At 66.3% G+C, this 12,471-nt stretch carries 13 protein-coding genes and 1 pseudogene; 1 reads left to right on the forward strand and 13 read right to left on the reverse strand.

Going from position 1 to position 12,471, the window contains the following annotated elements; translation table 11 throughout:
- Positions 1–109 precede the first annotated feature (109 nt).
- The 13 genes and pseudogenes from HW466_RS02480 to HW466_RS02540 form a co-directional block, all read right to left on the reverse strand.
- On the reverse strand, positions 110–814 hold the full coding sequence (locus HW466_RS02480) for a sigma-70 family RNA polymerase sigma factor (protein WP_151003383.1): 705 nt from the start codon (positions 812–814) through the stop codon (positions 110–112).
- A gap of 115 nt (positions 815–929) precedes the next feature.
- Positions 930–1,661, reverse strand: a complete 732-nt coding sequence (gene folE, locus HW466_RS02485) for a GTP cyclohydrolase I (RefSeq protein ID WP_059450314.1) — start codon at positions 1,659–1,661, stop codon at positions 930–932.
- A 19-nt stretch (positions 1,662–1,680) separates the two neighbouring features.
- Positions 1,681–2,664: a hypothetical protein gene (locus HW466_RS02490; protein ID WP_174905381.1), complete on the reverse strand. Its 984-nt coding sequence runs from the start codon at positions 2,662–2,664 to the stop codon at positions 1,681–1,683.
- Positions 2,665–3,186: 522 nt separating this feature from the next.
- Positions 3,187–3,258: pseudogene (locus HW466_RS32230) on the reverse strand (DUF2256 domain-containing protein); the annotation flags it as partial.
- Between the two features lie 95 nt (positions 3,259–3,353).
- Entirely contained in the window at positions 3,354–3,881 is a 528-nt protein-coding gene (locus HW466_RS02500; protein WP_059800417.1) for a chalcone isomerase family protein, read from the reverse strand.
- Position 3,882: 1 nt separating this feature from the next.
- The gene (locus tag HW466_RS02505; RefSeq protein WP_151003381.1) at positions 3,883–5,100 is read right to left on the reverse strand and encodes an SAM-dependent methyltransferase; all 1,218 of its coding nucleotides are present in this window, start codon (positions 5,098–5,100) and stop codon (positions 3,883–3,885) included.
- A complete protein-coding gene (locus tag HW466_RS02510) occupies positions 5,097–5,951 on the reverse strand; it encodes a DUF1365 domain-containing protein (RefSeq protein ID WP_151003379.1) in 855 nt (284 codons plus the stop codon). Before HW466_RS02510 ends, HW466_RS02505 begins: the two co-directional genes overlap by 4 nt.
- Positions 5,948–7,252, reverse strand: coding sequence for an NAD(P)/FAD-dependent oxidoreductase (locus HW466_RS02515; RefSeq protein WP_151003377.1), 1,305 nt, complete (start codon positions 7,250–7,252; stop codon positions 5,948–5,950). Before HW466_RS02515 ends, HW466_RS02510 begins: the two co-directional genes overlap by 4 nt.
- 92 nt (positions 7,253–7,344) lie before the next feature.
- Entirely contained in the window at positions 7,345–7,941 is a 597-nt protein-coding gene (locus tag HW466_RS02520) for a lipocalin family protein (RefSeq protein WP_151003398.1), read from the reverse strand.
- Positions 7,942–7,961: 20 nt separating this feature from the next.
- Complete coding sequence (locus tag HW466_RS02525) at positions 7,962–9,062, reverse strand: SAM-dependent methyltransferase (protein WP_151003375.1); 1,101 nt, start codon at positions 9,060–9,062, stop codon at positions 7,962–7,964.
- Positions 9,059–9,892, reverse strand: coding sequence for a DUF1295 domain-containing protein (locus HW466_RS02530; RefSeq protein WP_059507421.1), 834 nt, complete (start codon positions 9,890–9,892; stop codon positions 9,059–9,061). Before HW466_RS02530 ends, HW466_RS02525 begins: the two co-directional genes overlap by 4 nt.
- A 155-nt stretch (positions 9,893–10,047) precedes the next feature.
- Positions 10,048–10,782: an anti-sigma factor gene (locus HW466_RS02535; RefSeq protein ID WP_151003373.1), complete on the reverse strand. Its 735-nt coding sequence runs from the start codon at positions 10,780–10,782 to the stop codon at positions 10,048–10,050.
- Positions 10,779–11,378, reverse strand: a complete 600-nt coding sequence (locus tag HW466_RS02540) for a sigma-70 family RNA polymerase sigma factor (protein WP_151003371.1) — start codon at positions 11,376–11,378, stop codon at positions 10,779–10,781. The genes HW466_RS02535 and HW466_RS02540 overlap by 4 nt, the downstream gene beginning before the upstream one ends.
- A gap of 248 nt (positions 11,379–11,626) precedes the next feature.
- Here HW466_RS02540 and HW466_RS02545 point away from each other — a divergent pair, with 248 nt between their 5' ends.
- Positions 11,627–12,196, forward strand: coding sequence for a lipocalin family protein (locus HW466_RS02545; RefSeq protein WP_151003397.1), 570 nt, complete (start codon positions 11,627–11,629; stop codon positions 12,194–12,196).
- Positions 12,197–12,471: the final 275 nt, after the last annotated feature.

The raw sequence follows: 12,471 nt of genomic DNA on the forward strand, positions 1-12,471 counted from the left end.
GACGGCACCATGAAGCCGCCGGCTCGCGTGCGCATGCTACGGGGCGTTGGCCACCATCAATTGTTCTCGTGCGGCGCACGATGCGCGGAAAGTGCCCCGCAGCGCGCGCTCATTGCTCGAGATAGATCTTGAGTCGCATCAGGCTGCGACGAATCCAGCTCTTCATCGTGCCGAGCGGCACCTGCATGCGTTCGGCCAGCTCCGCATACGAAGCACCGCCGTGAAATGCTTCTCGCAGCACATACGCCTGGCGCTCGCCGAGATGCGCGAGCCCGCGCTCCAGACGAAGGCGCTCCTCGCTCGCCTGCGCGCCGAGATCGGGCGTCGGGCTCTCGTCCGGGATCGACAGCGCCAGCTCGTCGTCGAGCGGGATCTCGCGATGCTGCCTGATCCGGTCGATGGTTCGATTGCGTGCGAGCGTCATCAGCCACGTCGTCGCCGTGCCGCGTCTTGCGTCGAATGAATCGGCGCGGCGCCACGCAGTCGTGAAGACGTCCTGAAGCAGATCCTCCGCTTCGTGGCGATCGCGAATCATCCGGAGGATCGCACCGTACAGTCGCGATGCCGTCAACTGATACAGCCGGGCAAACGCATGCTCGTCCCCCGTGGCGACGCGCGACAGCAATTGGTCGATTTCTGCATGCGACTCGACTACCGCGTCGGGCTGAATGACCGCGTCGGCGGTGGATTCGGTTCGGCCGCCCTGGCGTGACCTGCCACGGGACGCGCCCCGGCGTTGCTGCCTGCCCGAATACAGCATCGTCGATCGCCCTTCGTCCGAGGGCTCGCGGAGTGAATCGTGCGAACAGTTCATCGAGAACTCCGCATGGCTTTGAGCTTCCTGCTGTTGCGCGCCGCAGTGACGAGCGGACGCGGATCGTGACCGCGCATTGCGCCGGCGCATTCGTCGCGAATGCCCGCCGCGCGCCCTACGAATTCTTTCCCGACAGCAAAGCGAGAAACTCTCGGCGCAGCGACGCGTCCTCGAGAAATTTTCCGCGCATCACGCTGTTGGTCATTTTTGCCTGGTCGTCCTTGGTGCCGCGCCAATGCATGCAGAAGTGTTCGGCCTCGAGTACGACGGCAAGCCCGTCGGGCGAGATGCGCGATTCGAGGAGGTCGGCAATCTGCTTGACCGCTTCCTCCTGGATTTGCGGGCGCGTCATGACCCAGTTCACGAGCCGTCCATACTTCGACAGGCCGATCAGATTCGACGTCGCGCTGGGCAGTACCCCGATCCAGATGCGGCCCATGATCGGACAAAGATGGTGCGAGCAGGCGCTGCGCACGCGCAGCGGCCCGACGATCAGCAACTCGTCGAGCCGCTCGACGTTCGGGAACTCGGTGACGGACGGCGCTGCGTCGTAGCGGCCGGCGAACACTTCGCGGATGAACATCTTCGCGACGCGACGCGCGGTTTCGCGCGTGTTGTGGTCATTGTCGACGTCGATCACGAGCGAGCGCAGCACGGCTTCCATTCCCTGCGCGACCTCGTTTTGCAACGCATCCAGCTCGCCGTCGCGCAGGTGCGCGGCGATGTTGTCGTTTGCGTGGAAGCGCGCGCCCGCGTTCTCGAGTCGACGACGAATGATGTGCGACAGAGGCATGCCCTCGTCGATCGCGGTCAAGGTGTGCTCGGGAGCGTCGATCAGATTTCCCATTTCGGTTCGCTTCTGGAGGTTAGGTGGCGATGCAATGGATCACGACCGAGGCGATGCGCGATCGGGTCGCATTCCATGGGTAAAAGCCGGGCGAACGGCGCCGCCGCCATTTCGGCGATGCGTCCATCAGGTGACGTTCACGCGCGCGCGGGCATGCATGGCGCCGCGCCAGCGTTACCGGAGATCCGGCGGCGAATGCGCACGACGGGTCGTTCGGCGATGCCGGGATCCAGCCGTCGACCTGCCGGTGCAACCGCAGTACCGGGCCGGTTGCCGTCGGCTTCTCCGCGCGCGTGACGGCGACGGACTCTTGCAACTTCGCCAGAACGAATGCCAGGTCGATCTGGCCGCCGACCGAGCGAAACGCGTGGAAGCCTGCAAGTCGGATCAGCGCGAGGGCTTGCACGCTGCCGTACTCATAGACGATCGCGGCCGCGCGCGCGCGGCGCGCCCATGCCAGCGACACGAACCGGGTCGCCAGATCCATGTGCAACGACGTGACCTCGGCGATCAGCGCGTCGACGGCAAGGCCCGGCTGCCGCAGTGCCCGCGACACGGATTCGACGCGCTGACTGACCTGCAGGCCGGCTCGCTCGAAGGTTTCGTCTGACACCGTCAGGCCGCCCATGACGAGCAGCGCGGGGCACGTGCGAGCCGCTGCGTTCGATCCCGGTTCGCCCGGCGCGACGTTCACCGCAGCGCTTGCACACCGCCCGATCACCTGCGTCGAGCGCCACTCTCCGCGTTGGTCGCGCTGCCGCGCGGCGACGCGCAAGCGCGACGCAATCCGCCGGCCGTGCACCGCCCCGGCACGGTGCGGCGGGCTGTGTACCGTGACGACGACGGTCGCGCGCGCCATCGACGAAGCGCGACAGGCCGGGAACCGGCGCGGCTTGATGTCGTGGTTGCGTGTTGGCACGGGCGTCTCTCCGTCGATTCGTTCGTCACAGGGGGGATTGTATGCAAATTTTCGGGAAAGTGAAGCGGAAAGATGATTCATCATGATTATTGCATCGGGAAAATTTGCGTCAAATATCGTGCGAGCGATGAGGAACGGCGGGAAAAGCGTGTAAATGTCCGGTATTTGGACGAGATCGTGTGCAGATTGTGCGTGTGAAACGGTTTACGACGTCAACGAATGTGGAATGGAGGATGGAATCAACACACCATGAAATGCGCCGGCGAGCAGGCCTATCCGATGCATGAGTCAAGATTGTCCCGGTTTTGCGTGTCACCGCGGCGAGACTCGATACACCGCGGTCCGCGCAAGCGGACATCACCTCGGTTTCACGACGCGCAATGCGAGCTGATGCGGGGGAGATCGAATCGCCTGGAAGCGATCGCATGCGTGAATCCGGGCTGCTGTGGGGAAGGGGAGTGGCCGCGCTGGCGAGCCCGCCTGCGCGATCCAGTCGTCAACGCGAATTCAGCGACGTGAAGCGTTCGTCTTCATATTCGACGGCGACCGTCGATTTCGGCGGCAACGTTCCGAGCAATACCGGACTTCCTCCCAAACCGCCTTCCATTTCTTTCTCCAGCTGAAAGGCAAGCCGCAGGTCTCGCATATCCTTTCAGGCAAGTGCGTGTTGTTGACCATCGCAAGTCTCGCGTCGAGAAGGCGCCGTGACGAACCCGCCGATCGACGCTACCCGCATCGATACGACGAGCCACTCGCCATCGCTCACCGTCCAGTCAGCGTCCATCGTCGCCCAGCAACTGACGGCGCAACGATTTTGCGCGCGTGCGCGGGTCGAGCCAGATCGCGAAGAACGCGCGCGCGAATGCCGTGTCGGTCACGTCGGCCGTGACGCGGCCGTTGGTGTAGAAGCGTGCGCCGCGCTCGGGAAAATACACGCCGCAAAGCACGTCGCCACGCGATACGTCGGTGAACGCACGTTCGAGGTCATGGCGCCATGCGTCGAGCGTCGCAGCCGGCAGCGGCACGGGTGCGAGGCGCTCGATCTCGTCCATGCCGGTCGACACGAGCCGCTCGCCTTTCACGTCGTGGCGGTAGGCCAGCGACAACGCAAACGGCGTGTCGAACCCGCCGGGAGGGCGGGGCGCCCAAAGCTGGGCGTCGTACAGACAGATGCCCAGCAAGCAGAACCGGCCCGATCCGATCAGGCGCGCCGAGGCGATATCGTCGACGCAGTTCGCGCCGGCGTACCGCGGTGCAGCCAGCGCCACGACCGTGGCGAGCATCGCGAGCCGGCGCCACATGTCAGCTGGCCGACGACACGATGAAATGCATCACATCGGTTCGTCGCTCGGCGAAACCCGCTTCGCAATAGGCGAGATACAGGCGCCAGGTGCGAATGAACGTCTCGTCGAACCGTTGCGCGCGCACCGAATCGACGCGAGCCTCGAACGTCGCCCGCCAGGTGCGCAGCGTGCGCGCGTAGTCGTCGCCGAATGCGAGCACCGGCTCGGCGGCGAGGCCGGCCCGCCGCGCCGCGGCGACGAAGCGTTCCGGGCTCGGCAGCATTCCGCCGGGAAAGATGAACTCGCGAATGAAGTCGCTCGACGCGCGGTACGCGTCGAACTGCGGCTCGGCGATCGTGATCGATTGGATCAGTGCGCGAGCACCGGGCTTCAGGCGCTGCATGAGCGTGTCGAAGTACGCCGGCCAGAACGTTTCGCCCACGGCCTCGAACATTTCGATCGACACGATCGCGTCGTATCGGCCGTCGAGGTCGCGATAGTCGCGCAATTCGAGTGTCACCCGATCGGACAGCCCGTCGCGCGCTATGCGCTCGCGGGCCAGCGCGTACTGCGCCTGCGAGATGGTGACGCCATGCACGCGGATGCCCTGCCGTGCGGCGTGCACGGCGAACCCGCCCCAGCCGCAGCCAATCTCGAGCACGCGCATGCCGGCGCGCAGGCCGAGCGAATCGACGATGCGCTGATACTTCGCCGTTTGCGCGTCGGCCAGCGACCGCTGCGCATCGCCGTCGAAGCAGGCGCTCGAATACGTCCAGGTGTCGTCGAGCCACAACCCGTAAAATTCGTTGCCGAGGTCGTAGTGCGCGTGGATGTTGCGGCGGCTGCCGGCCCGCGTATTCATCCTCAGCCGGTGGCGCAGCGCGTACCAGACGCGCGCCAGGCGGCCGCCGGTCACCGTCTTCGCGATCACCGGCTGGTTGCGGATCGCCGCGCGCAACAGCGCGACGAGGTCGGGCGTGTCGATCCAGCCGGCGCGAAAGGCTTCCGCGAAGCCGATGTCGCCCGCGCGCAGGATCGCACGGCACGCCCGCCAGTCGCGGATCTGCAGCGTCGCGGCCGGCTGGCAGTGCGGATCGCCGAACACATGCTGCGCGCCTTCAGGCGTCACGAGCGTCAGGTGACCGTCATGGATCCGCCGTAGCAGGGCAATGAACAAACGGGCCGAGAGCGGCATCGCCGGTTGCGATGCGAAAGACAGCAGGCGCAGCAAGGTCATGGACGAGCCTCGTGATCGGACATCGCCGAGCGGCCGCGAGACGGCGGGGCCGGCGAACGGGACAAGAACGAATCGGCAGCGGCGGAACGGCCGGGCGGCGTCTTGCCGTAAAACGGCACGCGCGCAAGCCACAACCGCAGCGCCTGCCAGTGGATGCGGACGATCACGTTGATCGCGTTCAGCGGCTGCCGGGCCAACGCACGCCATGCGCGTGCCGCGGTGAGCGGTGCGGACCGCATGCCGATCGCCGTGCGCAGCAGCGGGCCTTCGTCGTCGCAATAGTCGATCGCCACGCCCAGATGATCGCCGCGCTGACGCACGCGAAACGCGTAATCCCCGACGACGTCGCAAAACGGCGAGACATGAAACGTCTTGCGGCACACGAGCACGGTGTCTGCTTCGATCGGCGCGTGGCGCATCGCACTCAGCAGGTAGCCGTGGTGCGCGCCGAACGTGTTGCGTACGTCGGCGTACAGCGCGCGCAGCCGGCCCGCGCGGTCGTAGCAATACCAGAAGCTCACCGGATTGAATGCGTAACCGAAGATGCGCGGGATCGTCTGCAGCCAGATCGGGCCGTCGGCCGGAATGCCGGCCTGCGCGAGGACATCGCGCATCCACGGGCCCAGCGCCCGGCCGTCGCGCGGGCCGTAGTCGCGCGAAGCGAGCGCGAGCGGCGCCCAGCGATCGATGCCGAACCAGCTCGCATCGATCTCCCCCAACCGTTCGATGTCGCAGCAGACCTGGAAGATCGGATACGTGAACGCATGGCGCACCGGCCGCAGCCGTTCATGCATCACGGTGCCGACGAGCAGCAGGGCGGCCACGCCGTCGCGGACGAAGGGCGCGTTCATGGGCGAGCCCAGGCCGGCGCGATGCCGAAATCGTAGGCGACGCGCAACGCCGACTTCAGACCATCCTCGTGGAACCCGTAACCCGTCCATGCGCCCGCGAACCACGTATTGCGCCGCCCTTGCAGCATCGGCAGACGATGCTGCGCATCCACGGCCGCGAGGTCGAGCAGCGGGTGCTCGTAATCGTAGCGGCCGAGCTGCGTGCCGGGCGCGGGCTCGTCGACCGGATTCAACGTGACGACGACCGGCGAGCCGAAGGGCAGCGGCTGCAACTGGTTGAGCAGGTAGCTGACGCAGACCGGCGATTCGCCGCCGCCGTGCGCCGTCCGCCCGCTCAGATAGTTCCATGCCGACCATACGCGTCGCCGACGCGGCAGCAACGCCGTATCGGTATGAAGCACGGCGACGTTGCGCTGGTAGCGCACGGCGCCGAGTACGTCGCGCTCGGCGTTGCTGGCATCCGCGAGCAGCCGGAGGCTCGTCGGCGCATGGCAGGCGAGCACGACTGCGTCGAAACGCTCGTGACCGGACGTGTCGGTGGCCACCGTCACGCCCCCGTCGTCACGCCGTATCGTGCGGACCGGCGTATTCACGCGCACGTCGTCGAGCGTCGCGGCGATGCGCTCGACGTACTGCCGCGCGCCGCCCAGGACCGTTCGCCACGGCGGCCGGTTGTTGACCTGCAACAGCGCATGGTTCAGGCAGAAGCGCAGGAACGTCGCCGCCGGAAACCGCAGGATGTCGTTGGCCGCGCTCGACCAGATCGCCGCCGCCATCGGCAACAGGTAGTGATGCTGAAACGGTGCGCCGTAGCCGCCCGCGGCCAGCAGATCGCCGACCGAAAGACGATCGCGGCTCGCCGATTCGAGGTGATCGTGTGCGCGAGCATTGAAGCGCAGGATGTCGCGCAACATCCCGAGAAAGGTCGGCGAGAAAAGGTTGCGGCGTTGCGCGAACACCGTGTTCAGATTGCTGCCGGCCCATTCGAGCCGGCCGCCGTCGACCGAAACCGAAAACGACATGTCGGTCGAATGGGTGGCCACGCCCAGTTCGTCGAACAGTGCGATCAGGTTCGGATAGGTTCGTTCGTTGAACACGAGAAATCCCGTGTCGACGGGATGGCGTGCGCCGTCGAGCTCGACGTCGACCGTGTGCGTGTGACCGCCGAGATAGTCGGCGGCCTCGAACAGCGTCACGCGGTGACGGCGGGCCAGCAGATACGCGCTGGCCAAGCCGGCGATGCCGGCGCCGACGACGGCGATCCGCCGGCCGGGCGGCGACACTGAAAGATCCGGGTACATCGCGAATGGTCTCCGTCAATCACGAGAGCAGGTTGGGAACGACATGTGCGGATATACGGGGCGGGGCACGCAGCGGATGCACGTGCTGCCGATCATTCGCGATCGCCGGGCGACGCGAAGCCCGGCTTGCCGATCTGATCCGGCGTTTGCGGCACCCGCCTGAAGCGCGACGTGTCGTAGCCCATCGCATCGAGCCGCGCGAGCAGCGCGCGATAGGTGGCGTCGTCCATTGCCGGCTCGCGCGAGAAGATCCAGCCGAGCGTTTTGCCCGGGTAGCCGAGGATCGTGTACCGGTAGTCGGGATCGACGTACAGCGTCAGTTGCGTGACATATATCGGCCAGAACAGCCGCACGCGCCATTCGCCGCCGCCGCTGCCGGGCTTGACGGCGTCGACGAACCGATAGCGCTTCTCGGGCTGCGCAAAGCCGCCCTTGCGGCCGACGAATGCGTCGTCGATCCTGCCGTCGTCGCGCAGGCTCCATTCGGCCCGGCTGCCGACGAAATCGCGCTCGGCGAAGTACGGGATATTCGCGATCACGTACCAGCGACCCATGTAGCGCGGCAAATCGACGGGCACGGTCGACAGCGGAATGCCGGCGCGCGGATTCGGGTTCGGCGGGCTTTCCGAGCAGCCCGCAGCGCCGAGCGCGAGCGCCGTCGCGACCGTGATGGCGACGCGGCGGAACATCCGGCACGACACGGCGGGGCTCACGCGTGGCCCCGGCGCTTGTCGAACAGGTAGTGAGCGACGCCCCATTCCTGCCCGCCGGCATAGCCGAACAGCTCGGCGACAGCCATGTAGAACATCCGCCAGCGCTGGAACCAGATGCGGGCGTCGGCGCCGTACACCGTTTCGAGAATCGGCATGATCCGCTGGCGCGCCGCGTCGAGCGACTCGAGCCAATGATTGGCCGTGCGGGCGTAGTGCGTGCCGTCGAGCCACCATTGGCGAGCGATGCGCACGTCGTCCTGGAACCGCAGCAGCAGATCGGCGGACGGCATCGTCCCGCCCGTGAAGAAATGGCGCGACATCCAGTCGGTGTCGTCGCGCACCGCGAAGTGATAGGCGAGCAGCTTGTGCGCGAAGATGTGCACGAACAGCTTGCCGTCGTCGCGCATCCAGCGCGAGATCTTCGCGAGCAGTTGCCCGTAGTTCTTCATATGCTCGAACATCTCGATCGACAGCACGCGGTCGAACCCGGCCTCCGCGGGATCGAAGTCGAACTCCGCCACGTTGCCGGTCACGATCCGCAAATTCGTCAGCCTTTTCAGCGCCGCGCATCGTTCGATGAAGTGACGCTGACCGTACGAATTCGACAGCCCGACGATCTGCGCCGCCGGGTACCGCTCGGCGAGCCACAGCGACAACGAACCCCAGCCGCAGCCGAGGTCGAGAATGCGCTGGCCGTCCGCGAGCTCGGCGCGCTGCGCATACAACGTGAGCATTGCCTCCTCGGCCTGCGACAGCGTTTCGTTGCCGCGCGGGTAATAGCCGCACGAATATTTGAGCCTCGGGCCGAGATGCACCTCGAAGAAGCTGCCTGGCACCTCGTAATGCTGCGTATTGGCCGCATGCGTCTCGATTGCGATCGGGCTTGCTTGCAGCTCGTGCACCAGCGCGTCGAGCGCCGCGCTGCGCAGTTCTGCATCGTATGCGTGCTCGGCGCGCAGACGTTGCCGCATCAGTGCACGCATGCCGGCCCGAATCAGCGTATCGGGCAGCCAGCCGCGCTCGCAGCAGCGAATCAGCCAGGCGTCGTTGGGGGCGGACGTCGAGGCCGCGGAGGGTTGCGAGGTGGTGGCGGTCATGAGCGCGTACTCCGGTCTTGAGGGTGATCGGGGCGAGTGGGGGAAGTGTTGTCCGCCGGCCTCGGCGGCCACGGAACGAGGGCGCTGGTCGTGCGCATGTATTCGCGGTAGCCCGGACGCGTCTGCACCAGACGCGCTTCGAGCAACGGCAGGCCGGATACCTTGATCAGCAGCCATGCCATCAGGAAGGGCGGCATCAGCGTCAGCCATCCCCACGGCATTCCGATTCCCAGCGCCGCGTACGCGAGCCAGTGCACGCACTCGAAGAAATAGTTGGGGTGCCGCGAATAGCGCCACCAGCCGGCGCGGCAGACCTGGCCGCGATGCGCGGGATCCGCGAGAAATCGCTTGAGCTGGCGGTCGGCGGCAGCCTCTCCCGCGACGGCGACGATCCAGATCGCGATCGCCGCTGCAATCGCGAACCGGGACGGCGTTTGCGCGCTATATGCCGGGACGAAGAACGCGACCGACAGGAACATCGAGATCAGCGCTTGCAACTGGAACAGCCAGAACATGTTGCGCGACGCGGCGTCGCCCCACTGCAGACGGAATTGCCGATAGCGCGGATCCTCCGGCTGGCCGCGATTGCGCCGCCACAGGTGCCACGCGAGTCGCAGCCCCCAGATGCCGCCGCCCGCGGCCACCAGCGCACGGTTCAGTTCCGCGCCGGTAGCCAGCACCGCGACGAACATGGCGACGCCACCGAGCGTCGCGGCCCAGACCGGATCGATCATCCCGGCGTTCCGGGAATGCAATTGGGTGATCCACACCGCCGTGAACGACACGATCAGTCCGACCAGGGCGAGGAGGGCGACGGCGACGGCGGGCATACGGGCTCCGGGAACGCGATATTCCCTTATACGGAGCCGGGGACCGAACGGATGCAACCGGATGCGACGAGATCGCTGCGCACCCCGTCGACCGACAACGCAACGAACGCGCGCCGCCACGCTTGCCGTGTGGCGCGCGCGTCGCAGGCATCAAGTCAAGTGATGTGCATCGCGCCGGTGGCGAGCACCGGGCCGGTGGGTTGGCCGCTCGGGGAGCCGCCGTGAGGCTCGAGCGACACGGCGAGCACCGCGCGTGCGCCGAGTTGCGAGACGATCGCTGGCGGCAGCGTCATCGACGCGGGCGCATTGGACGCGAATACCCCGAGCGAGATCGGCTTCGCATTCGGCGGAATCAGCCACAGCTCCGTCGAGCGATCCGCGGCGATCGGCGGCGTGTTAGCCGGCACGACGACCATTCGGGCACGCTTCAGGTCGACCGTGGCGGTCCACTGTGCAGTGCCATCCGATCGTGCCAGCGTCGCCGCCATGTAGTGGCCGCCGTCGGCGGCCGGGCGCGGCGGCGCTTCGTCCATCCGGATCACGTTGACCGCGAGCAGCGCGAGCGCAGCCGCGCTCGCGCCGATGCCGACCCAGCACCACAGTCGAAGGCTGTTCCACCATCCGCCGGGCGGCGCGGCGTCGCGAGCGCGCGGCGGCGTGACGAAGCCAAGGTCGTGCTGGATCCGCGTCCAGATGCGCGCGGGCGGGTCGACGGGCGTGATGTCGTCCGCGAGCGGGGCGAAGCGGCGTTGCCAGCGCTCGAGCGTGGCTTGCAACGCCGGATCGCGCGCGGCGGACTGCTCCAGCTCGCGGCGTGCGTCTGCGTCGAGCACGCCGAGCGCGTATTCTGCGCAGCGCAATTCGGGATCGTGATCGGCCGGCGTATTCATTGCTCCAGGCATACCTTCAGCTGCATCAGGCTGCGCCGGATCCAGCTCTTCATGGTTCCGAGCGGCACGCGCAGCCGCGCTGCCAGCTCACTGTAGGTCGCACCGCTGAAAAAAGCCTCGCGCACCGCGCGACCCTGCTGCGGATCGAGCTGCGACAGGCAGCGCTCGAGGCGCTGACGTTCCTGTGTTGCCTCCGCCAGCGCGGCGGGCGTCGGATCCTCGTCGGGAAGCTCCAGCACCTGTTCGTCGTCGAGCTGCGCGTCGCGATGCTGCCGCAGACGGTCGATCGTCCTGTTGCGCGCCAGCGTGATCAGCCATGTCATCGCGCCACCGCGCGCCGGATCGAATGTCTCGATGCGTCGCCACGCCGTCGTGTAGACCTCCTGGAGGAGATCCTCGGCGTGGAGCATGCGCACGATCGTCCCGAACACGCGCGATGCGCTCAGCCGGTATAACTCCGCGAAGGCCGCCTGATCGCCGCCGGCTGCCCGAGCCATCAGCCGATTCAGATGTTCGCGGCGCGCGACATCCGCATCGGCATCGCGCGAAGGGGCTGACTGATCGAAGCCGCTGGCACCGCTCGGCGTGTCGCTCATGCGAAATGGATGGCGCGGATAGCCATGGTGTGAGTGTCGAGCGAAATATAGCACTGTCGGATGCATCCGATTGAACGATCGATGATGCGCGCCGCACGACGTGCAGGGCGACGCTCGTTGCAAGATCCTCAGTCAGATACGAGCGATGCGTCCGCGGGGATGCAGGCGCGCGTAACGCGGGGCGGATGCTGCGGACCATCGGTCGTTGAGTGCACAATGATCCGGTTTCGTGTCTGGAGAGATATTCAATGAAGCGAAGTATCGCTGGCCAACCGCGGAGGGCGGCGAGGGCGATCGTCGCGGGCGCCGCACTGGTGCTTGCGGGATGCGCAGGTGTCGCCGGCGGCCCAAGCGGCAATACGCACGTTCCGCAACCCGCGAAAGCCGTCGATCTCGATCGGTACGTCGGCAGATGGTACGAGTTCGCGCGCTATGAAAACCGCTTCGAGCGCGGATGCGACGGCGTCACGGCCGAGTATGCAAAGCGGGAAGACGGTCTCCTCGGCGTGCGCAATACCTGTCGCGAAGATAGCCCGGACGGCCGCGCGCGAACCTCGGACGGGCGCGCAAGGATCGTGGCCGACAGCGGCAACGCGAAGCTGAAGGTGTCGTTCTTCGGGCCGTTCTTCTTCGGCGATTACTGGGTGCTGGATCATGCCGACGACTACTCGTGGTCGATTGTCGGTGAACCGTCGGGTCGGTTCCTGTGGATTTTGACGCGCGACGCGAAGCCCTCAGCGGAACAGGCCATGGCGCTTGTCGAGCGCGTCCGGGCGCTTGGTTACGACACGACGATGTTGCGGCGTACTGCGCATTAGGATGACAGCACTGCGATCCGAGCGCGTGGCGTTAGCGAGCCTGGAATGACGCCGGGCCCGTACGCGACGAGGAGTTGTTCGCCACGTTCTGAAGAAGCCTCCGGCGCCGGGAAACCGGCGGCTGGACAGGCTTACGCGGTCCGAAAGCGGACATTTCTATGTAGCCAAAAGCGGACATTTCAATCTAGCCACTACAATCAATGTCATACCCGGATTCAGATGTCGTAGCGCCAGCTAAATACAGATGTCGCATGTTTCATCGACTTTCTCGTCAT

It is taken from the genome of Burkholderia territorii (genome assembly GCF_902833055.1).
Lineage (GTDB): Bacteria > Pseudomonadota > Gammaproteobacteria > Burkholderiales > Burkholderiaceae > Burkholderia > Burkholderia territorii.

Excerpts from the sequence above, each read along its gene's own strand:
- HW466_RS02480 (WP_151003383.1), bottom strand. The coding sequence starts at position 814 with ATGAACTGTTCGCACGATTCACTCCGCGAGCCCTCGGACGAAGGGCGA.
- folE (WP_059450314.1), bottom strand. The coding sequence starts at position 1,661 with ATGGGAAATCTGATCGACGCTCCCGAGCACACCTTGACCGCGATCGAC.
- HW466_RS02490 (WP_174905381.1), bottom strand. The coding sequence starts at position 2,664 with ATGATGAATCATCTTTCCGCTTCACTTTCCCGAAAATTTGCATACAAT.
- HW466_RS02500 (WP_059800417.1), bottom strand. The coding sequence starts at position 3,881 with ATGTGGCGCCGGCTCGCGATGCTCGCCACGGTCGTGGCGCTGGCTGCA.
- HW466_RS02505 (WP_151003381.1), bottom strand. The coding sequence starts at position 5,100 with ATGACCTTGCTGCGCCTGCTGTCTTTCGCATCGCAACCGGCGATGCCG.
- HW466_RS02510 (WP_151003379.1), bottom strand. The coding sequence starts at position 5,951 with ATGAACGCGCCCTTCGTCCGCGACGGCGTGGCCGCCCTGCTGCTCGTC.
- HW466_RS02515 (WP_151003377.1), bottom strand. The coding sequence starts at position 7,252 with ATGTACCCGGATCTTTCAGTGTCGCCGCCCGGCCGGCGGATCGCCGTC.
- HW466_RS02520 (WP_151003398.1), bottom strand. The coding sequence starts at position 7,941 with ATGTTCCGCCGCGTCGCCATCACGGTCGCGACGGCGCTCGCGCTCGGC.
- HW466_RS02525 (WP_151003375.1), bottom strand. The coding sequence starts at position 9,062 with ATGACCGCCACCACCTCGCAACCCTCCGCGGCCTCGACGTCCGCCCCC.
- HW466_RS02530 (WP_059507421.1), bottom strand. The coding sequence starts at position 9,892 with ATGCCCGCCGTCGCCGTCGCCCTCCTCGCCCTGGTCGGACTGATCGTG.
- HW466_RS02535 (WP_151003373.1), bottom strand. The coding sequence starts at position 10,782 with ATGAATACGCCGGCCGATCACGATCCCGAATTGCGCTGCGCAGAATAC.
- HW466_RS02540 (WP_151003371.1), bottom strand. The coding sequence starts at position 11,378 with ATGAGCGACACGCCGAGCGGTGCCAGCGGCTTCGATCAGTCAGCCCCT.
- HW466_RS02545 (WP_151003397.1), top strand. The coding sequence starts at position 11,627 with ATGAAGCGAAGTATCGCTGGCCAACCGCGGAGGGCGGCGAGGGCGATC.